This window comes from Mycobacterium sp. RTGN5 (assembly GCF_033804465.1).
Taxonomy (GTDB): Bacteria; Actinomycetota; Actinomycetes; order Mycobacteriales; family Mycobacteriaceae; genus Mycobacterium.
In genome coordinates this window covers 37707-57421 of record NZ_JAPZLA010000003.1, presented here as the reverse complement: position 1 = coordinate 57421, position 19715 = coordinate 37707, and the positions used below count along the sequence as shown (strand labels likewise).

18 protein-coding genes are annotated in these 19715 nt (G+C 66.4%); 14 read left to right on the top strand and 4 right to left on the bottom strand.

Annotated features, from left to right (window positions below; genetic code table 11):
- Positions 1-42 precede the first annotated feature (42 nt).
- From SLQ31_RS17150 to SLQ31_RS17140, 3 genes are all read left to right on the top strand, one after another.
- On the top strand, positions 43-840 hold the full coding sequence (locus SLQ31_RS17150; RefSeq protein ID WP_319434812.1) for an alpha/beta hydrolase: 798 nt from the start codon (positions 43-45) through the stop codon (positions 838-840).
- Positions 837-1982 carry a SpoIIE family protein phosphatase gene (locus SLQ31_RS17145; protein ID WP_319434810.1) on the top strand — a complete coding sequence of 382 codons (1146 nt, stop codon included), beginning with the start codon at positions 837-839 and terminating at the stop codon, positions 1980-1982. The genes SLQ31_RS17150 and SLQ31_RS17145 overlap by 4 nt, the downstream gene beginning before the upstream one ends.
- 150 nt (positions 1983-2132) lie before the next feature.
- Positions 2133-2825, top strand: coding sequence for a GAF and ANTAR domain-containing protein (locus SLQ31_RS17140; RefSeq protein WP_319434808.1), 693 nt, complete (start codon positions 2133-2135; stop codon positions 2823-2825).
- An 8-nt stretch (positions 2826-2833) separates the two neighbouring features.
- On the opposite strand, the gene SLQ31_RS17135 is transcribed toward SLQ31_RS17140, so the two are convergent.
- A complete protein-coding gene (locus SLQ31_RS17135; RefSeq protein WP_319434806.1) occupies positions 2834-3616 on the bottom strand; it encodes a SigB/SigF/SigG family RNA polymerase sigma factor in 783 nt (260 codons plus the stop codon).
- 175 nt (positions 3617-3791) lie between these two features.
- Here SLQ31_RS17135 and SLQ31_RS17130 point away from each other — a divergent pair, with 175 nt between their 5' ends.
- Together SLQ31_RS17130 and SLQ31_RS17125 are read left to right on the top strand one after the other, a co-directional pair.
- Positions 3792-4889: a DUF2855 family protein gene (locus SLQ31_RS17130; protein WP_319434804.1), complete on the top strand. Its 1098-nt coding sequence runs from the start codon at positions 3792-3794 to the stop codon at positions 4887-4889.
- A complete protein-coding gene (locus SLQ31_RS17125) occupies positions 4886-5710 on the top strand; it encodes an alpha/beta hydrolase (RefSeq protein WP_319434803.1) in 825 nt (274 codons plus the stop codon). Before SLQ31_RS17130 ends, SLQ31_RS17125 begins: the two co-directional genes overlap by 4 nt.
- Here SLQ31_RS17125 and SLQ31_RS17120 read toward each other — a convergent pair.
- Positions 5696-7240, bottom strand: a complete 1545-nt coding sequence (locus tag SLQ31_RS17120; protein WP_319434801.1) for an alpha/beta hydrolase — start codon at positions 7238-7240, stop codon at positions 5696-5698. The genes SLQ31_RS17125 and SLQ31_RS17120 overlap by 15 nt on opposite strands.
- 41 nt (positions 7241-7281) lie before the next feature.
- Positions 7282-7929 carry a CHRD domain-containing protein gene (locus SLQ31_RS17115; protein ID WP_319434799.1) on the bottom strand — a complete coding sequence of 216 codons (648 nt, stop codon included), beginning with the start codon at positions 7927-7929 and terminating at the stop codon, positions 7282-7284.
- On the opposite strand from SLQ31_RS17115, the gene SLQ31_RS17110 reads away from it, so the two are divergent.
- Positions 7916-8194 carry a hypothetical protein gene (locus SLQ31_RS17110; protein WP_319434797.1) on the top strand — a complete coding sequence of 93 codons (279 nt, stop codon included), beginning with the start codon at positions 7916-7918 and terminating at the stop codon, positions 8192-8194. The two genes, SLQ31_RS17115 and SLQ31_RS17110, sit on opposite strands and share 14 nt — an antisense overlap.
- Before the next feature lie 143 nt (positions 8195-8337).
- Here the strand turns inward: SLQ31_RS17110 and SLQ31_RS17105 are convergent, their stop codons facing one another.
- A complete protein-coding gene (locus SLQ31_RS17105) occupies positions 8338-8787 on the bottom strand; it encodes a ubiquinol-cytochrome c reductase iron-sulfur subunit (protein ID WP_319434795.1) in 450 nt (149 codons plus the stop codon).
- Positions 8788-8943: 156 nt separating this feature from the next.
- Between SLQ31_RS17105 and SLQ31_RS17100 the strand changes: the two genes are divergently transcribed.
- The 8 genes from SLQ31_RS17100 to SLQ31_RS17065 are packed head-to-tail and all read left to right on the top strand — an operon-like array spanning position 8944 to position 19680.
- Positions 8944-10314 carry a hypothetical protein gene (locus tag SLQ31_RS17100; RefSeq protein WP_319434793.1) on the top strand — a complete coding sequence of 457 codons (1371 nt, stop codon included), beginning with the start codon at positions 8944-8946 and terminating at the stop codon, positions 10312-10314.
- A 28-nt stretch (positions 10315-10342) separates the two neighbouring features.
- Entirely contained in the window at positions 10343-10648 is a 306-nt protein-coding gene (locus tag SLQ31_RS17095; protein WP_319434791.1) for a chorismate mutase family protein, read from the top strand.
- Positions 10648-12738 carry an aminodeoxychorismate synthase component I gene (gene pabB / locus SLQ31_RS17090; RefSeq protein ID WP_319434788.1) on the top strand — a complete coding sequence of 697 codons (2091 nt, stop codon included), beginning with the start codon at positions 10648-10650 and terminating at the stop codon, positions 12736-12738. Before SLQ31_RS17095 ends, pabB begins: the two co-directional genes overlap by 1 nt.
- A complete protein-coding gene (locus SLQ31_RS17085; RefSeq protein ID WP_319434786.1) occupies positions 12735-13658 on the top strand; it encodes a prephenate dehydrogenase in 924 nt (307 codons plus the stop codon). Before pabB ends, SLQ31_RS17085 begins: the two co-directional genes overlap by 4 nt.
- On the top strand, positions 13655-14881 hold the full coding sequence (locus SLQ31_RS17080; protein WP_319434784.1) for an aminotransferase class I/II-fold pyridoxal phosphate-dependent enzyme: 1227 nt from the start codon (positions 13655-13657) through the stop codon (positions 14879-14881). The genes SLQ31_RS17085 and SLQ31_RS17080 overlap by 4 nt, the downstream gene beginning before the upstream one ends.
- Before the next feature lie 37 nt (positions 14882-14918).
- A complete protein-coding gene (locus SLQ31_RS17075; protein WP_319434783.1) occupies positions 14919-16613 on the top strand; it encodes a class I adenylate-forming enzyme family protein in 1695 nt (564 codons plus the stop codon).
- Positions 16614-16615: 2 nt separating this feature from the next.
- Positions 16616-18382, top strand: a complete 1767-nt coding sequence (locus SLQ31_RS17070; RefSeq protein WP_319434781.1) for an MFS transporter — start codon at positions 16616-16618, stop codon at positions 18380-18382.
- Complete coding sequence (locus tag SLQ31_RS17065) at positions 18379-19680, top strand: ATP-grasp domain-containing protein (RefSeq protein WP_319434779.1); 1302 nt, start codon at positions 18379-18381, stop codon at positions 19678-19680. The genes SLQ31_RS17070 and SLQ31_RS17065 overlap by 4 nt, the downstream gene beginning before the upstream one ends.
- Positions 19681-19715: the final 35 nt, after the last annotated feature.

The following is a 19715-nucleotide window of genomic DNA, read 5'->3' as shown; positions in this document are numbered from 1 at the left end:
GTTGATTGCCGCCGGGCTCGGCGCCCCTGCAACAATGAACCGATGGATGTCGTCACCCGCAATAGCGTCACTCGCGTGGGCGACCCCGGCGGGCCGACACTGGTGCTTGCCCATGGCTTCGGCTGCGACCAGCAGCTGTGGCATCCGGTGGCCTCGCGGCTGCAAGACCGCTTCGACCTCGTCCTGTTCGACCATGTCGGCTCGGGCAACGCTGACCCCGCGGCTTGGGATCCCGACAAGTACGCATCGCTGAATGGCTACGCCGCGGACGTGGTGGAGCTCGTCGACGCACTCGACCTGCACGACGTGGTGTTCGTCGGGCACTCGGTGGCCGCGATGATCGGGGCGCTCGCCGTCTCCACGGCGCCGGCCCGCTTCGCCAAGCTCGTGATGGTCACCCCGTCGCCCTGCTACATCGACGACGACGGGTACCGCGGCGGGTTTACTCGCTCCGACGTCGACGAGTTGCTCGAGTCCCTGGAGAGCAACTACCTGGGCTGGTCGCAGACGATGGCCCCGACGATCATGGGCAATCCCGACCGCCCGGAGCTCGGCGAGGACCTCGCGGCGACCTTCTGCCGCACCGATCCCGCCGCCGCCAAGGTCTTCGCGCGCGCGACGTTCCTGTCCGACAACCGGGGCGACCTGGCCCTGGTTTCGGTACCGACGCTGGTGGTGGACTGCAGGCAGGACGCCATCGCACCGCCCGAAGTGGGCGCCTACGTCCGTGATCACATCCCGGGTGGGCAATTGGTCACCCTGGACGCCACTGGCCACTGCCCCCACGTCAGCGCCCCTGACGCCACCGCTGAGGTCATTGCCGCATTCGCCGGCCGATGACCGACGTCGAGGAGCTCTGGGAGAACGGGCCCAACGGCCAGCTGGCGGCCACGCCCGACGGGCAGATCCTCATGGCCAACACCACCCTGGCCTCCTGGCTGGGTGTTACCCCGAAGTCGTTGTGCGGCAAGCAGATCGTCGACCTGCTCACAGTCGGCGGGCGCATCCACTTCGAAACGCACTTCGCGCCTATGCTCGCGATGAGCGGCCGGCTCGATGAGATCAGCGTCGAGTTGCGGGCCGCGGATGGCACGCGGCGGCCAGTCTTCCTGAACGCCAACGTCAAGATTGGCGACGACGGGCGCCCGGCGTTGCTCCGCGTCGCGATTCAGGATGCCCGCGACCGACGCTCGTATGAACTCGCCCTGCTCGACGAACGCCAAGGCGCCGAATCCGAGCGGGCCCGGGCGCAGGCGTTGGCGAATACGTTGCGGCGCTCACTGTTGCCGCCGTCGCTGTCCGTGCCCGAGGGACTGACTGCGGCCACCCACTATCAACCTTCGGTACAGGACATCGGCGGCGACTTCTACGACCTGTTCCCGTTGTCGCGCGACACCTCCGGATTCTTCTTGGGCGACGTGTGCGGCAAGGGCCCGGAAGCGGCGGCGATCACGTCGTTGATGCGGTACACGATGCGCACCGCCGCCGTGGTCGACCCCGACCCCGTCACCGTGCTGCACCGGCTGAACTCCGTTCTGCGCCAGGAAATCCGCGCCGAGACGCCCAGCTTCTGCACCGTGGTGTTCGGCACGCTCACCCACCGGGACGGTGGGTTCACAGTGCGGTTGGCCGGCGGCGGACATCCACCGCCGCTACTGCTCGATTACTCCGGGGAGGCTAGCTATCTGGACATCACCGGCGGTATGGCTGTCGGCCTGACCGACCAGCCGACGTTCGTCGACGCCTCGCTGTGGCTGGCCCCGGGCGACACCATGCTGCTGTACAGCGACGGCTTGACCGAGGCACGGGTCGGCGACGGAATTCGCCGATTCGACGACGACGGGGCGCTGCGCAGGTTCGCCACCGCCCTCGCCCCGACTACCGCCGATGTTCTGATCGACGAAATCCGGGAACTGCTAGGCAGTTTCGGTTCTGGTGTGGAGGACGACACCGCGGTGCTGGCGCTGGGTGTGCCCGGTTGACGGGTTTAGGTTGAGGGAGACCGGGCACACCTGAACCTAGGCACGCGTTGTGGGCGTCCACACGACCTGCTCAGATCCCGCCGGTTCAGCCCCGTAGCCGGCGGGACCGAATCCCGACTGTTTGTGTCCGGCCGCGAGTACCTTGGCGCTATGCCCATCCAGAGCAGCCGGCAGTTAGCCCGGACGCTGGGCGACCTCGCGGTGCGGATGCAAGCCCAGAAGGACACCGGCGAGACCTTGCACATCATCGTCGAGGCAGCCACAGTCATCGTGCCCGGAGCACGCTGGGTAGGCATCTCACTGATCCAGGGCCGCAAAGTGTTGGCCGGGGCTCCCACCCATCCCATCGCGGCCAAACTCGACGAACTGCAAAATGAGCTTGGCGACGGGCCCTGCCTGACAGCTTTGCGAGAGCACCACACTGTGCACATCGAAGACATGTCGACCGAAACTCGCTGGCCTGACTTCTGCCGGCAGGCAACGGCTTTGGGAGCTCATAGTCTGCTGTCATTTCAATTGTTCGTTGAATCCGAGAACCTCGGCGCGATGAACGTCTACGGCGCGCAGGCCCATTGCTTTTCGGAGGAATCAGTCGAACTCGGCGCGGTTGTCGCCCAGCACGCGGCGGTGGCAATGTTTGGCGCGGCCGCGGTACGCCAATTCCAGTCGGCGCTCGCCAGCCGCGACGTCATCGGCCAAGCCAAAGGCATTTTGATGGAACGCAACAATCTGACCGGTCAGCAAGCCTTCGCGATGCTGGCCCGCGCCTCGGCGGACTCGAATATCAAGCTTGTCGAGCTGGCCCGCTGGCTCGTTGCGGAACGCGAATCAGACTCGATGTGAAAACGTTCCTAGCCGGCCGCCGCCAGCTGGGGCTCACCGGCATGGCTGCGAATCGCTTCGAGTGCCGTGGCGAGAAGGCGCGAGACATGCATCTGTGAGCAGCCGATGCGTTCGGCGATCTGAGTTTGGCTCATGTTCTCAAAGAATCGAAGGGTGAGAACGGTTCGCTGTCGCTCGGGTAACGCGGCGATCAGGGGCCGTATCGTCTCGATATCGAGCACCTTGTCCAGGTTGGGATCGACATCGCCGATCGCGTCACCGATCCGGTAGTCGTCACCGACCCCAGCCGGCATATCGGTGGATAGTGTCGAGTAGTGGGCGCCACCGACCGTCGCATCAACGACGAGCTCTCGCGGGATATCAAGATGATCGGCGATTTCGGAGATTACTGGCGCTCGTCCGAGCCGCTGGGACAGCTCTGCCTGCGCCCTGACTATTTGCGGTTGAAGATCTTTGATCCTTCGGGGCACGTTTATCGCCCACGTGTGGTCCCGGAAGTGGCGGCGGACCTCGCCCGTCATGGTCGGCACAGCGAAGGACAGGAAGTCCGCCCCGTTGTCGACATCGAAGCGGTTGACGGCCCTGACCAAGCCGGTCCGCGCGGCCTGCACGAGGTCGTCGAGCGGTTCGCCCCGGCCGGAATACCGACGCGCGATGTGGTCAGCAAGCGCCAGGCTATGTTCGAAGATTTCGTCGCGTTGGTGCTGGAATGCCGGCGATCCCTGATCGAGCGATTGGAGGTGACGGAACATCTCGTTCAATTCCGAGTAGTCCGCAGTCGACTTGGACATCTGCAGGTTCCTTCGTCGTTCAGTTCGCGGTAAAGGACTTCGCGGCCCGAATCTGAACCTGCTGGTACGCGACTACTCTACCGCTCGGCGGGTGAAACATGGCGCGAACAGAAATCCGGCCCCGACGGGGCACCGCGATGACAGGATTCGAGCGATGTCAGGAAAGGACGAATCGATGACCACACGGTTGGTGGTGCAACGCAACGACCTGCGCACGTTCCACTGGGCGGAGTCGGAGCCCAAGCCCTTGGATGACGGCGAGGTGCGCCTGCGCATCGACGCCTTCGCGCTGACGTCGAACAACATCACCTACGCGGCACTAGGCGATGCGATGAACTACTGGCAGTTCTTCCCGACCGGCGATCCCGCAACCGGGCATGTTCCGGCGTGGGGATTCGCCTCGGTCGTGGAATCACACTGCTCCGGAATCGAAGTCGGTGAGCGCTTCTACGGTTACTGGCCGATCGGCGACGACATCGTGCTGCAGGCCGAGGCGGTGCATCCCGGTGGCTTTACCGATGGCGCCGAGCACCGGCGCGCCTTGCATCCGATCTACAACCAGTACGTGCGGTGCAGCGCCGACCCCGGCTACGCGGCCGACCGTGAGGGGCAGCAGGCGTTGCTTCGGCCCCTGTTCGCCACATCGTTCCTGATCGACGACTTCCTCGCCGACAACGCCTTTTTCGGTGCCACGACGGTGGTTCTCTCCAGTGCATCGAGTAAGACTGCCTACGGCACGGCATTCTGCCTGGCGCAGCGGGGCGGGGTGGCCGAAGGGGTCACCGTCGTCGGGCTCACATCCCCCGCCAATGCCGAATTCACCCGCGCGCTGGGCTGTTACGACGAGGTGCTGTGCTACGACGAGGTCGCGACGGCGCTGCCCCACAGCGCATCGGTGTACGTCGACTTCAGCGGTAACGATGCGGTGCGCGGCGCGGTACATCACCGACTCGCCGATCGGCTGGCCTACAGCTGCGCGGTCGGTGCCACCCACTGGGATGCACTCGGTGGCGGCGGTGAGCTGCCCGGCCCGGCGCCGGTGTTGTTCTTCGCACCCGAGCAGGCCCGCAAACGGATAGCCGATTGGGGCCCAACGGGATTCCAGGAGCGGATGGCTACGGCGTGGACGGCGTTCATGGAGCCCGTCACCAACGCCGAACATCCTTGGTTGACGGTGGTGACGGGGCACGGCCGAGACGCCGTCGAGCAGTCCTACACCGCACTGCTGGACGGCGCGGTGCCGGCCAACGAGGGACACATCCTGTCGGTATGACAGGAGCTCCGAGCATGCGAACGATCAAGACCGGCGCCGGTGAACCCCCGCTGGTCTTCGTGCATGGGTTGGCGTGTGACGGGACGGACTGGCGCGCTCAGGTCGCCGCGTTTACCCCAAGGACCACCGTCGTCGTGTGCGAGCTGCCCGGGCACGGGACGAGCCCGGGTGTACCGGCCGAATGCACCATCACGGCCTATGGCGCCGGCGTCGCACGGGCACTGGCCGAGCTGGAACTGCCGCCCGCGATCCTCGTCGGCCACAGCATGGGGTGCCGGGTGATCCTCGAGGCGAACCGAATTCAGCCCGGCGCCGTGTCCGGACTGGTGCTTGTCGACGGCAGCCGGATTGGTGCGGGTGATCCCCTGGCTGCCGAGCGGGCCATGGCTGATGAACTCGTCGGGGATGGCTACCTCCGATTCATGCGGCAGTTCTTTGAATCGATGTTCTTCGAGTCGAGCGATCCCGCCCTCGCCAGGGCCATCGTCGATCGCGCGCTGCGGCTTCCGGCGGCGGTGGGCAGGCCGCTGATCACCAACTTGGCGGGCTGGGACGCCGGCCAGGTCGAGAGCGCTCTGGACGCGGTCAGTGTCCCGCTGCTCGCCATCCAGAGCACGACCATGGATACGACGCGGGCGCGGGTGTCGCTCTCACCGGGCCAGAGCTCTGGGTGGATCGACCTGGTCCGCGCCCACGTGCCGCAGGCCGCCGTCGCGATGCTGCTTGGGTCGGACCACTACCCGCAGATCCAAGTGGCCGATGAGGTCACCGCGCTGATCGCCGAGTTCGCCTCTCTGCGTTGGGGATTAGTTGAACGGTGAGTGGTCGCGGCTGCATGACGTCCCGACCGGCGGCAGTACCGCGGTAAACAGATAGTCGCGCTTGACCCGCTCGGTGCAGGTGCTGGCGACGTACATGCTGGTGTGGCCTGCGCCCTCGGTCACGACGACGCGGGCCTGAGATAGCTCGGCGGCCCCTGCGTAGGCGCCGTCCAACGGAGTGGCGGGGTCATTTCTGGTGTTGAGCACCAGGATTGGTGCGGCGGTGCGCCGGTTCCACGGTCCCGCGTAGCGGTCGGCGTCGTGGCCCTGCCAGAAGGCGCACGGGATCGTGTCGAATACCGAGATGCGCCCGAAGTCCGGTGCGGAAGTGGCGGCGACTGTCGATGCGTGACGGTAGTACTCGGGATCGGTCGGCACGACGCTGTCGGCGCATTGGATGGCGTTGTATGCCTCTTCCCGGTTGCCCAGATACAACTGCTCGACGTCCGCCGGGGGCGGGTTGGTGCCGACGATGTCGGTGACGAGCTCCGTTGCAGCAGTGCCGGTGTCGTAGAACTGTTGAAGCGCTTGCGCCAGCTCACGGTAGCTGTCCGGTACCGCCAGCGTGGAGGCGACGATCTCCGGCAGCGTCCACGGGTGGCCGTAAACGTCAACGGTCACATTGCGAAGACGGTCGGTCAGGGCCGCCCATTTGGCTGCGGGATTTCCGTCTGCGAACGCGCAGCGCGGACCGGCCGCCGAACAGTCCCTGAGGAATTCGTCGAACGCCGCTGCGGTGCCGGCCGGAACGCCCTGTCGGGTGTTCAACGGAATCGTGGTCCCGTCGGCGCCGTGGCCGGAGATGTTTCCTTCGAAATCGATCGACCCGTCGAAGACCATTGCCCGCACCCGGCCCGGGAAGAGGTTGGCATAGATCGCGCCGAGCTGCGTGCCGTACGAGATGCCGTGATAGGTCAGCGCCGGATCGCCGACCGCGCGACGCAACAACTCGAGATCGCGCGCGGAGTTGGCGGACGAGGTGTGATCCACGATCGACCCCGCGCGCTCCCGGCAGCGGTCGGCGAATCCCTGCGCCCACGCGAAGAGCTCGTCTTCGGCCGTCGCGTCGGCCGGCAGCCCCGGACTGGGGACGAGGTATCGCCACTGTTCTGCGTTGTCGGGAAAGCAGCGCACGGCCGCGCTGCGGGCCACCCCGCGTTGGTCCCAGGAGACCAGGTCGAAGCGCGAGCGCAACTCATCGGAGAACAGCCACGGCCACTTGGCCCGCAGACGCAGCCGATCCACCCCGGAATTGCCCGGACCACCGAAGTTGATGAACAACGTACCGATGCGCTTGCCCGGATCGGTCGCGGGCAGCTTGATCACCGCGAGGTCAATGTGTTCGCCGTGCGGCAGGTTGTAGTCCATCGGGACTTCTGCTGTCGCGCAGAGAAATTCGTCATCGCAGCCAGCCCAGCTCAGACTTGGTGTATCGGCGGCCTCAGCGAGCGGGTCGACAAACGAGTCCGGTGCCCTGACGTCCGCGCTCACGCTGGACGGACCCAACAGGCCGGCGGCGCTGACGATCACCGTGGCGATGACGACAAGAAGCAGACATCGCCGCGGCGTTACTAGGTGATGTTGCCGCACAGGATCGGCGCGAACAGCAGGGTGGGCTTACCGTCCTTCTCGACCTGGTCGTGTTCGCCGAGGTGAATGTTGATGTACCAGCCGGACGCCGGTGGGGCCTGACTCACATCCTTGATGACAGTGGTTGTCTCGGCAACGCCATCGGATTTAGCGACCAGATCATTGAGCGGGTAGACGACCTTGCCCTGTGAATCGCATGAGCCGGCGTGAATGTGCGCCGCGTGAGTACTGCCGGCGACGAGGCCGGTGGCACGGGTCGACACGGTGAGCGTCTTGGCCGCCGGGTCGTAGTTCAGTATCGCCTGACTCTGCGGGTGATCGCCGAACTGCGGCAGCGGTGCCATTTGGAGTGTCGCCCCGGCCGCGGGGTCGATATTGGCACACGAGACCGGCATGTACGTCTGAGATCCCGGTGCACCCATCTCGTTGGCCGGCGCAAGGTGGATGTTCAGCAGTGTGCCCGCAACCAATCCGGTATTCGAGGGCTGCGCACTCAGCATTGAGTCATTGATTTTCCCGGTGTCGTCGGCGGTCACGTCGAGGAACGGGACCAAGACATCGCCCTGTTTGTCGCAGGTGCCCTGATGGATATGCATGGCGTGCGTGCTGCCCGGGGTGAATCCGACCATCGCGATCTTCGCGGTGATGTACTTGGTCTGCGGGTCCCAGGTCAGCGTCACGGTTCCGGAGGGCTCGTTGCCCAGTGGGACGATGATCTGCGCTGGGCCGCTCGCCGCCGCGCTGGTTGTCGCCGATGCCGACGAAGCGGCGCTGGACGAGGCGGCGCTGGACGAGCTGGCCGATGGCGTCGTCTTCGAACCGCACGCGCCCACCATCGCGGCGACAACCACGCCCCCGATCACGATCGGTAGCACCCTCGACTTTGTTATGTGAGTCCCCACAATGATGTTCCGCCCTCCACTGACGCACTCGCCATGAGCGGCGAAGGCGGTTGACCCGCTCAGCGTACGAGCCTGCATGGCAGGCCGGAGCAGAATGTCAGTGACGACCCAAATCCCGCTTCGCCGTGCGCTCGTTCAGTTGAGGAAGATCGAATCGCCTTGGACCGAAATCGACTTCGTCGGCAACGGAACCGTCGCCGGGCCGTTGGCTACGGTGCCGTCGAGATTGAATTTGCTGCCGTGGCATGGGCAATCGATCGTCCCGGCCGATACCCGGTCCACCTTGCACCCTTGATGGGTGCAGGTTGACGACAATCCGGTGAATACGCCCGCCGACGGTTGCGTCAGCACGATGTCGTCGATGATCACTCCCGAACCGAGGGGCACCTGCGAGGTCTTGGCGATGACCTTTGGCGGGGCAGGCGCGATCGGCGTCGCGCTGGTCGGCGTCGATGCTTCGGCGGTGCTGCTTGCGGCCGGCTGCTTCTTGGTTGTCGAGCAGGCCGCAACGACCAGACCAACCAGGCCGGCGCCTGCGCCGATGAACACCGCACGGCGACCGACTCGCAGGTTCTCAATACGCATTGGGCAAGCCTAGGCCTGCAGGTCGCAGCGCGAGCCCTACTTCGCAACACGACGTCGACCCTTACTCCACGGATAGGAAAACCTTCCCTTTCGACAGCCGGAATCTGGTATCGGCGGCGATTACGTGAGAAGGCCGTGGTCACGACTATTTGAGTCATGACCACATACCTGCCCCACACGGCGACGACGGGCCTCGGCCCGGCGCAGCCACGGTTCCGCGATGTGGCAGGCATCCGCCTCGCCGAGAACCTCGACGCGCTGTCCCGCGACGAGATCGAGGCCGTGCAGCACCGCAATCTGCGGGCCACCCTGAGTGCCGCACACCAATCCACCGCCCTGTCGCGGCGCTTTCCCGGACTCGGGGTGCTGGAACCCACCGCCACCGCCGACGATCTCGCTTCCCTGCCGCTGCTGTCGGCTGCGGATTTGTCCGCGGGGTGCCCGCCGCATTCGACTGAGCTTCTCTTCGACCAGAGCCCCGGGCTCGTCCTGCGCTCCAGCGGAACGGCCAGTCGGCCGAAAGTCCTCTACCACTCCTGGGATTTCACCGACCGGGTCGGACATCTCGGAGTGCGCGGCGTGCGCGCCGCCCTGCAGACATTGCCGAGCCGGGTCGCCAACTGCCTCTACCCCGGCGATCTGAACGGCGCGTTCCTGTTCGTCCAGGACATCACCCGGTCGCTGCCGGCGCTGTCGTTCGCCATGGGTGAGCTGACCGCGACCGCCGATGCCGCGGCAGTCATCGAGGCGCACGGGATCGACACCCTGGTCGCGTCACCGGCCTACGGCGCCGAGCTGCTGGCGGGAGCTGGGGACCTACCCCTGCGAAACTTCCTGTTCATCGGCGAATCGCTGGGAGCCGAACGGGAGCGCGTAGTGCGCTCGGCCGCACCGGATCTCACCGTGCGATCGCTGGCCTACTCCACCTCCGAGACCGGTCCCCTTGGTTACCAATGCCACCACCAGACGACCGGCGTGCATCATCTACACGAGGACGCCAACGTACTGGAGGTCGTCGACCAGGCCGGCCTGCCCGTGCCGCCAGGAACGCCGGGCGAGCTCGTCGTCACGCCCCTGACGACGTCGGGAATGGCGCTGCTGCGCTATCGCCTCGGCGATCGGGGCGTCCTGCTGACCGATGCATGCGCCTGCGGCAGCGCCGCCCGCTCAATCAAACTCCTTGGCCGCATGCCGAACTCGATGACGGTCGACACCATCACCTTCTCCAGTGACCACCTCTTGGCAGCGCTGGGAACGCTGGGCGTGACCCAGCCGTCCGATTGTCAGTTCCAGGTCGTGTGGGAGGGCCATCGCTATCGGGTGCGCCTGCTCGTATCTCCTTCCGCCCCGGCGGGATTCACGACTGATGCGGCCCGAGCGGCGCTACGCCATGCCCACGAAATCCACGAGGTGATCGTGAGCCAGCGGTGCATGGATTTCGAGGTGCAACGCGTCGGCATCGATCAGTTCGCGCGCACGCAACGCGGCAAGGTGCCGGTCCTTTACCAACACGGAATCAGCGGTTAACGGAAGTTTCGAGAAGGGAGATCGAGTCATGAGACACCACAACACTTTGGAGATGTTGCGCGCCGAGCTGGATCGGATCGACATGGAATTCCTGGCATCACTAGGTGCACGCGTCGCCGTGTGCCGCAGCATCGCCCATTACAAGCGCCAGCACGGCGTGCCCATGATGCAACCTCACCGGATCGGTGTGGTGCAGCAGCGCGCCGCCCGGTTCGCCGAGGCCACCAGCCTGGATCCGAACTTCATGAAGCAGCTGTACGACCTCATCATTGCGGAGACGTGCCGCATCGAGGACCTGATCATCGCCGCCGACCTCGGCGGGAGCGCGGCCTGATGCGCGTCTTGCTGGTCGACAACTACGACTCCTTCACCTACAACCTCTACCAATTGATCGGCGAGGTGTGCGGGCAACCGCCGACCGTCATCCGCAACGACACCCCCTGGGCGGAAATACGATTCGACGAATTCGATGCCGCCGTCATCTCGCCCGGCCCTGGCCGGCCCGACAACGATCGCGACTTCGGTGTGAGCGCCCGCGTGATCCTCGATAGCGGCCTGCCCGTGCTCGGCGTCTGCCTTGGCCACCAGGGCCTGTGCCACCTCTTCGGCGGCGAGGTCGTCAACGCACCCGAGCCCATGCACGGACGCATCTCGCCCGTTCGCCACACCGGCGTCGACCTGTTCGCCGGAATTCCCTCGCCGTACGACGTCGTGCGCTACCACTCGCTGGCCGTCACATCGCTTCCCGACGACCTCGAGGAACTGGCGTGGACCGACGACGGCGTCGTGATGGGCGTGCGTCACCGTCGACTTCCGTTGTGGGGCGTGCAGTTCCATCCCGAATCGATCAGCAGTACCCACGGCCACGACCTGCTGGCCAACTTCTTCGCCCTCGCCGCAGACCACTCGGCGTCCGCCGTCACCCCCACGGCGGACGCCGAGCCCCAACGTCCCCACTACGACCTGCACGTGCAACACCTCGACATCCACCCCGAGGCGCTCGCTGCCTACAGCTCCCTCTTCGCCAGCGGCGAGCACGGCTTCTGGCTCGACAGCAGCTCGGTGGTCGACGGGTTGTCGCGCTTCTCGATCATGGGCAACGGTGACGGCCCGCTGGCCGAGCATGTCACCTACAGCGTCGCCGACCGCCAGGTCGTCGTCCGACGGGCCGACGGGACCGTTGAGCGGGTTCGGCAACCGTTCTTCGACTACCTGGACGACCAGCTGCGCGCCCGCCAGGTGCCGGCGCCGGACGGCCTGCCCTTCGAGTTCAACCTGGGCTATGTCGGCTATCTGGGCTACGAGCTGAAGGCGGAGACCGGGGGCACCGACGCCCACCAGTCCGACACACCCGACGCCGCCCTGCTGTTCGCCGACCGGGCCCTCGTCCTCGACCACGCGACACGGACCAGTTATCTACTCGCCCTGTCCATCTCGAAGGACGCCGCCAGCAACGCTGAGGCCAACGCCTGGCTGGCGACGACCGCCGAAGCCCTTTCCACTCTTCCCGCCGCTCCGACCGTTCCGGCCGCGGCGCGCACGCTGTCCGGCCCGGCTATGACCGATCCCGACATCGGCATGAACGTCGAGCTCCGGCACGACCGAGCCGCCTACCTCAAGCGGATCGACGAGTGCTTCGACGAGATCAACGCCGGCGAGTCCTACGAGATCTGCATGACCAATATGGTCACCGTCCACACCCAGATCGAGGTGTTGCCAACCTTCGAACACCTCCGCCGAGTCAGCCCCGTCCCGTTCGGCGCTCTGCTCGACTTCGGCGACATCGCCGTGCTCAGCGCTTCTCCGGAGCGGTTCCTCTCGATCGACCTGCACGGTGCCGTCGAGGCGAAGCCGATCAAGGGAACTCGGCCTAGGGGCGGCGACGCCGCCGAGGATCGTGCCCTGGTGGCCGAGCTGCGGGACAACCCCAAGGATCGCGCGGAGAACCTGATGATCGTCGACCTGCTCCGCAACGACCTCAACACGGTCTGCTCGGTGGGATCGGTCCACGTGCCGAAGCTGTTCGACGTCGAGACCTATGCGGCGGTGCACCAGCTCGTCTCCACGATCCGCGGCACACTCGCTCCCGGCCGTTCGGCCGTCGACTGCATCCGCGCCGCCTTCCCGGGCGGGTCGATGACCGGCGCCCCCAAGGTCCGCACGATGGAGATCATCGACCGGCTCGAGCAGGGCCCCCGCGGTGTGTATTCCGGTGCGCTCGGCTGGTTTTCACTCGCCGGCGCCAGCGACCTGTCCATCGTGATCCGCACCCTGGTCGTCGATTCCGGGCGAGTGAGTTTCGGCGTCGGCGGCGCGATCGTCTCCCTGTCCGATCCGGACGGAGAGTTCGACGAGACCGTCGTCAAGTCGCGGGCGATGATGACCGCCCTGGCCGCGACCGGCCGGCAGGAGGACCCGAAATGACCGGGACCGTTGGCCGCGTCGTCATCGCCGGCGGCTCGGGCGCGGTGGGATCACTGTTCGCCGAGCATCTTTCCGCATCCGGCAACGACGTCGTCATCGTCGACCACGCCGTACCCGGACCGACCCACCGGGTCACTCGCTTCGTGCGCGGCGATATCAGCGATCCCGGCGCAGAGGTGGCCGACGTGGTTCGCAGCGCCGACGCCGTGCTGCTGTGCGTTCCCGAGCCGGCAGCACTGATCGCCGTCGGCCGTCTCGTCGGAACGGTCCGGCCGGACGGCCTGATCGTCGACACCTCGTCGGTGAAGTCCACAGTAGTCCGCGCCCTGCAGGCCGTCACGACGATCGCCGGGGACGTGGAGGCGGTAAGTCTCAACCCGATGTTCGCACCCGCATTGGGCTTTGCCGGCCACCCGGTGGCCTCGGTAGTCGTGCGCGACGGCCGGCGCGGGCGAGCGCTACACAACCTGATCGAAGAATGGGGTGCCCGCGTGGTGAACGTGACCGCCGATCAACACGACCGGCTGTCGGCCGCCACCCAGGCCCTCACCCATGCGGCCGTGATCGCCTTCGGTGCGGCGCTGGCCGAATTGGACATCGATATTGCCGATCTGGATCGGATCGCACCGCCGCCGCATGCCGCGCTGCTCTCGCTACTGGCGCGCATCACGTCCGGGGCACCGGAGGTGTATTGGGACGTGCAGGCCGCCAACCCCTATGCCCCGGCGGCCCGCCGCGCGCTGTCGCGCGGAGTGTCGCAGCTCTCGGATGTCGTCGACGGCGACGACGCCGCGGCATTCGGTGACTTGCTCGATCGTCTCAGCGGGGTGCTCGGGCCCCTGCGGGGCGCCTACCGCGAACGCAGCGCAAAAGCGCTGCGTGCCATCACAACAGATACGCAGAAGGAGTCAATCAAATGACAGAACTGATGAGCCGGCCCAACTGGGTCGCATCCCGCGTCAGCAAGACCTCGGACTCACTGGACCGTGCCTTCGCCGAAGGACTCACCGGGCACGTCATCACCGCCCGGAGCGGCAAGCAGGTCACACTGGCCGACCGCAGCCAGGCCGTGGAGTTCGTGTCGTGCTCCTATCTCGGCCTGGAGTCGCACCCCGACCTGATCGCCGCGGCGACCGAGGCGATGGGCCGGTTCGGGCTGCACTTCTCCACGTCCCGCAACCGGGGCCGGCCGCCCTACCTCGCCGAGCTGGAAGATCTGCTATCCGTGATGTACTGCGGCGCAAAGGTCGCTGCCTTCACCTCGGTGAGCAACGTCCACCTGGGCGTGCTTCCGCTGCTGGGCGCCGGCGCCCTGCCCAGCTATCCGGTGGCCGACGCCGGCGTCGCGTTCCTCGTCGAGAAGACGGCGCACGCCTCCATCCAGGTGATCCGCGGTGTGCTCGAGCAGATCGGACCGACCCGGCGCTTCGACATGACCGACCCGGTCGCACTGCCCGCGGTCGTCCGCGAGGTCGCGGCCACCGGCCGGACACCGATCGTGTTGGTCGACGGCGTCGGCTCGATGGGTGGACTGATCGACGTCGCGTCGATGCTCGCGATTCTCGAACCGTCCGGCGGACACCTGTATGTCGATGACGCCCATGGTGTTTCGATCGAAGGTCGGCTCGGCGCGGGTTACGCATTCGAAGCACTCGGTGGGGCACTCCCCGACAACGTCATGCTCGCCGGCTCGCTGTCGAAAGCCTTCGGTGGCGCGGGCGGTTTCGTGGTGGTGCCGAGCGAACAGGATATGCAAGTAATGCGAAAGTTCGCGAACCCGTTGGTGTTCGGACATTCGATCATGGTCCCCATGCTGGCGGCGAACGTTGCCGCAGCATGGTTGCACATCGAAGGTCAGGTGGCCGACCTGCAGAAGCAGCTCTGGGACAACGCGGTCGAGTTCGACCGGCTGACCAACGGACGACTGGTCAACGCCGGATTGCGTTCCCCCGTCCGCGGCGCACTGTTCAACTCCGAGGACGAGGCGTTCGCCGCCGCCCGCCGGTTGAAGCAGGCCGGCGTCCTGGTCCTGCCCGCCTTCTACCCCACAGTCGCCAAGGGCACCGGGCTGATGCGCTTCGGCGTCTCCGCCCTGCACCAGCAGCACCACCTCGAGACGGCCGCCCGCGCCCTCGGACTCTGATTCCCTCAATCACTCTCAACGACAAGGAATTTGACTCATGTCCATCATCACCACAGCAATCCTGACCCCCGAAGAGCGTTCCCGCCTGGCCGCAATGCCCGAGCTCGGTGGCGGAAATCTGCTGGCCACGGCCATGGCCGTGCACCCCGACCCGCACATCCCATTCATCCGCACCGGCCGGCCGGTGATCAACACCGCCGGCGAAGAGCAGAACGAGTTCACACTCGCCCAGCTCGACGCGCTCACCCAGAGCTGGTCGGTCTGGTACCACGAGAAGGGCGTCGGCCCGCGTGACCGGGTGGCGCTCTACATGGCGGACACCTTCGCCTACACCATTCACCTCAACGCCCTCGCTCAGTTGGGCGCCATCGGCGTGCTCATCAACAGCAAGGCTTCGCCTGCACTCGCACTCGGCCTGTGCGCGCGCACCACGCCGGTGGGGATCTACACCGACCAGTCCCGCCTGGCGACGATCAGCGACGGCATCGAATCATTGGACGGACTGCGCTGGGTTCAGCTCGTCGAGGACCTGCCTGCCCCTGCCCCGGCTCCGTTGCCCGACGCCTGGCGGTTCAAGCACGCGCCGGAGGACCCGGTGTCGATCATGCATTCGTCCGGCACGACGGGAATTCCGAAGGCGGTGACGCAGACTCACGCGTCCAGCGTCGCGGGGCCCCGCTTCCGCCTGCAGAACTATGTCGAGCCCGCCCACGAGCGGATGATGACCGCCCAACCGCAGTCGCATCTCGGCTGCATCGTGTACACCGCCTACTCCATCCTGGCCGGCACACCGCTGGTGGCGCTCTACGACCCGACCGGTGAAGAGCTGGCGGCGGCCGTCCACCTGCACCGCCCGAAGGGGGTCATGGCATTCGCCCACGCCTACTCCGAGCTGGCAGCACTCGAAACACCCATCGGCGCAGTCGATTCAGTGGACTACTGGGTCAACATGGGTGACGCCATCCACGAGGCTCACCTAGGCGCCATCCTGGCCAAGCGCAGCCCGGACCAGGAGCCCCCCACCTTCTACGACCGCTTCGGCACGACCGAGCTCGGCTGGGGTCTGGTGGTCCAGCCCCGCACGCTGTCCTCGGAGCGTTCGGACCGCCGCATCGGCAAGCCTGATCCCGTCGCCGAAGTCGCAGTGCTGCGGGCCGACGGCAGCAAGGCACCCGTTGGCGAGGTGGGCTTCTTCGGAGCGAAGGGCCCGTCCATAACTGCCGGGTACTGGAACGACTCCGATACCACCTACCGCTCCAAGCTCGGTGGTTACTGGCTGACCGGTGACCTGGTCTACCAGGATGCGGACGGTAATTACTTCGTGGTCGACCGGACGAAGGATGCCATCGAAACGGCCGAGGGCACCGCCTATTCGGTACTCATGGAGGAGATGTTGCTCAGTGAGATCAGCGCCATCACCGATTGCGCGGTCGTCGCCGGCCGCCACGGCGAGCAGATTGTTCCGGTCGCCGTCATCATCACCGACGAGTCACCGGCCGAGGCCGGACGCCTGCTGGCCGAGGCCAACGGGGTGCTGACGGCCGCGGGTCATCCCCGCATCGCCGTGCTCGACATCGCCATGGCCCCGGAGGACTTCCCTGTGGGTGTGACCGGCAAGGTGCTCAAGCGCGAACTGCGGGAGCGCTACAGCGACCTCTCGCTGTGCTCACGCCCGTTGAACCGGGCCGTCGCCCCGTTCATGACCGACCAGCGCGTCAGCGAAGTGGCGTGATCATGGGGAACTGGCTGTCGACCCTGGTGCCCGAGCCCGGCGCACGTCGCCGCCTGGGCTTGGGCACCGGGATCTACAACATCGGCACGGGCATGTTCATGACGTCGTCGGTCCTGTATTTCACTGAGGGACTGAGACTCTCGGTCACCGAGGTAGGCCTGTGGCTGGCCGTGGCGGGACTGATCGGGCTGTTCGCCGGTGTGCCGATGGGTCACCTGGCTGACCGCCGTGGCCCCCGCGGGGTCGCTGCACTGAGCCTGGTCGTGCTGGCGGTGACCATGGTGGGCTACGTCTTCGTCACCCACATCTGGATGTTCGTCGTGGTGACGGTCGTCGAGATGCTGGCGACTGCGGCATCGAGAGCGTCGCGTGGCGGACTCATCCGCCGGGTCGGCGGCGAAGGCGCAGCCGCCTACCGATCCCAGCTCCGGGCCATCGAGAACGCCGGCGTCGGCATCGGTGCCGCCATCGGGGGTTTGGCGCTGACACTGAACACCTTGGCCGCCTATCAGGTGCTTTTCCTCGCCAACGCCGTGACCTTCCTGATCGGCGCATGGGTGTGCGCCAGGCTTCCGCACTTTGCGCCGTTGCCTGCTCCGCCTGGAACGCGGCCCGGTGTGGCACTGCGCGATAAACCGTTCATCGCCTACACGATCCTCAACGGGGTCATGAGTCTGCAATACGCGGTGATCACGTTCGCACTCCCGCTGTGGATCGCGATGGAGACCAACGCCCCCCGGTGGATGGTCGGCGCCGTGTTGATCGTCAACACGATCGGCGTTGTGGCACTGCAGGTCTGGGTCGGTCGGAAGGTTGAGACCGTGCGCCAGGGCGCCGCCGCCATGCGGATCGCCGGGTTGGTCTTTCTTGTCGCGTGCGCCGGCGTGGCGGTGTCGTCGGGACTTCCGGGGTGGGCCTCCGCGGCGATCTTGCTGGCGGCGGTGGTCGTCCACTCTGTGGGCGAGATGTGCCACGCAGCAGCTGTATTCGCGCTGAGTTTCGAGCTGGCACCCGCGCACGCACAGAGCGAGTATGTGGGGCTGCAGGATATGGGCCTCGGCGCCGCGTTCGCGGTGGCACCCGCGGTGCTCGGCTTCCTGTGCCTGGGGATAGGGCAGGTCGGCTGGCTGCTACTCGGTGGGCTGCTCGCCGCCGCGGGTCTGGCGACCGTACCCATCATCCGGTGGGCGGTCCGAAGCCGACCCTTCCCGATGGCGGACGAGGTCGTTGAACCGAACGCCGAACCGGCCACCGTGCGACTGGCCGCGGTCCGGCTTCCCGTCCGTCTGCAGTCGCCGTTCCCACAGACGACCCTGCAGATTCGCAGGCCACTCGACTCTGTTGTCCTCGACGATGATTCGCGATTCGTCCTCGACCGGGACTGTGTGGTCGGCCGGGACCCCAGCTCTAGCGACACCCCGCTGAATGGGCTACGGCCGATCCGGATCGAGGTCCGCGCCAACGGGATGTCCCGCGCCCATTTGGAGGTCCGCTGCATCGGCGGGCAGGTGTACATCATCGACCGCCAGTCGAGAAACGGTGTCACCATCCGATTGGCCGGGCAGACGGTATGGACCCGGATCACACCGGGGAAGCCGACGATGTGGCTGCCGGGGATGTCCGTGCGGATCGGCAGCCGAATCCTGCGGCTGGAAGCGAAAGCCCCGCGAGTCGCGGCCCCGCTGCCGCCGTCCAGCACGCCGACCGTACGCATGAAGAACGTCAACAGGACTCTCGTCGCGGCACTTTCAGAAAGGAACGCATCATGAAGCCTCGCGCTTTCATCCTGACCGGGTACCTTCCCGTCGTCTGCCGAGATTCGGTGTACATCGATGACCTGCGCAGCCGGGACCTGAAGGTCCTGGTGATCACGCCCGCCATCTCGCGCTCGTATGCGCAGGCGCATGGCGACGATCCTGCCCACCCGGTCGCCGCGATCGACGAGGTTGCCTTCGTCGACGGGTCGGTCGCAAGCGAAGGGTCTTACCTCCCCGGCGTCATCGAACACGCCGAACGCTGGCGGAAGCACTACGACGTGGTCGGCATCTACGCCGTCGGGGAGACGCTCGTCGAGCCGACTGGCCTGCTCGCCGACTACTTCGGCCTCCCCTTCCCGGGTTTGCGGGCCTCGCGCGCCTGCCGCAACAAGTACCTGCAGCGCTGGTACCTGCCCGATCTGAGTCCGGTGTCCGTGCTGGTCCCGCCCGGGACGCGCGACGCCGTCGAGCACGGATCGCTCCCCTTCCCTGCTGTGGTCAAGCCGGCCACGAGGCACTCCAGCGAGGGTGTGCAGATGGTGCACGACCAGGCCGAGTTGGCCGCGCAATTGGACGGCTATCCGGCGGAGGAGACCATCCTTGTGGAGCAGATGATCGCCGGGCAGGAGTACTCGGTGGAAAGCCTGACGCAGGACGGCAAGACGCTTTTCTCCTCCGTCACCCGCAAGGAGACGACGGATATCGACTCGCAGTATTTCGTCGAGATGGCCCATACCGTGCCCGCCCCTATGGACGACGCGTGGGATGCGGTGCAGCGGGCCAACATCGAGATGCTCGACCGGCTCGGTGTCGAGAACGGCATCACTCACGCCGAATGGCGGCTCGATGATCGGGGCGAGGCGCGCCTGATGGAAGTCGCCGCACGGACTCCCGGCGACGGGATCATGGTGCTGTACCGACTCGCGACGGGCCGGCCGATGGAGCCCGAGATCCTGCGGATCGCGTTGGGAGAGCCTGCCGACTATCCATCGGCTCGACGCTACGCACGCCAGGTGTACGTCGGGCACCAGCCCGGCACACTCGTCGAGGTCGCGGTCGACTGGCCCGGCGTCGAGCCCCGATGGGTCGACGACGGCAATCCCTGGCCCGATATCCCCCCGCTCGCCGCTGACGCCCCGCCGGCGCTGCGCGCCGTCCTCGTCTATGAGCCCATCGGCGCGCGACTCGGCCCCATCCGGAGCTCCGACGACAGGGCGGTCACGTTCTTCATCGACGCTCCAACCATCGCCGAACTGGACGAGATCGAGGAGCGCGTGCGCGGGGCCATCTGCGTCAAGTCAGACATCTGAGCGAAGAATCCGCAGAATCCTCGCTCTGACGTCTG

Excerpts from the sequence above, each read along its gene's own strand:
- SLQ31_RS17150 (WP_319434812.1), top strand. The coding sequence starts at position 43 with ATGGATGTCGTCACCCGCAATAGCGTCACTCGCGTGGGCGACCCCGGC.
- SLQ31_RS17145 (WP_319434810.1), top strand. The coding sequence starts at position 837 with ATGACCGACGTCGAGGAGCTCTGGGAGAACGGGCCCAACGGCCAGCTG.
- SLQ31_RS17140 (WP_319434808.1), top strand. The coding sequence starts at position 2,133 with ATGCCCATCCAGAGCAGCCGGCAGTTAGCCCGGACGCTGGGCGACCTC.
- SLQ31_RS17135 (WP_319434806.1), bottom strand. The coding sequence starts at position 3,616 with ATGTCCAAGTCGACTGCGGACTACTCGGAATTGAACGAGATGTTCCGT.
- SLQ31_RS17130 (WP_319434804.1), top strand. The coding sequence starts at position 3,792 with ATGACCACACGGTTGGTGGTGCAACGCAACGACCTGCGCACGTTCCAC.
- SLQ31_RS17125 (WP_319434803.1), top strand. The coding sequence starts at position 4,886 with ATGACAGGAGCTCCGAGCATGCGAACGATCAAGACCGGCGCCGGTGAA.
- SLQ31_RS17115 (WP_319434799.1), bottom strand. The coding sequence starts at position 7,929 with ATGGTCGGATTCACCCCGGGCAGCACGCACGCCATGCATATCCATCAG.
- SLQ31_RS17105 (WP_319434795.1), bottom strand. The coding sequence starts at position 8,787 with ATGCGTATTGAGAACCTGCGAGTCGGTCGCCGTGCGGTGTTCATCGGC.
- SLQ31_RS17100 (WP_319434793.1), top strand. The coding sequence starts at position 8,944 with ATGACCACATACCTGCCCCACACGGCGACGACGGGCCTCGGCCCGGCG.
- SLQ31_RS17095 (WP_319434791.1), top strand. The coding sequence starts at position 10,343 with ATGAGACACCACAACACTTTGGAGATGTTGCGCGCCGAGCTGGATCGG.
- pabB (WP_319434788.1), top strand. The coding sequence starts at position 10,648 with ATGCGCGTCTTGCTGGTCGACAACTACGACTCCTTCACCTACAACCTC.
- SLQ31_RS17085 (WP_319434786.1), top strand. The coding sequence starts at position 12,735 with ATGACCGGGACCGTTGGCCGCGTCGTCATCGCCGGCGGCTCGGGCGCG.
- SLQ31_RS17080 (WP_319434784.1), top strand. The coding sequence starts at position 13,655 with ATGACAGAACTGATGAGCCGGCCCAACTGGGTCGCATCCCGCGTCAGC.
- SLQ31_RS17075 (WP_319434783.1), top strand. The coding sequence starts at position 14,919 with ATGTCCATCATCACCACAGCAATCCTGACCCCCGAAGAGCGTTCCCGC.
- SLQ31_RS17070 (WP_319434781.1), top strand. The coding sequence starts at position 16,616 with ATGGGGAACTGGCTGTCGACCCTGGTGCCCGAGCCCGGCGCACGTCGC.
- SLQ31_RS17065 (WP_319434779.1), top strand. The coding sequence starts at position 18,379 with ATGAAGCCTCGCGCTTTCATCCTGACCGGGTACCTTCCCGTCGTCTGC.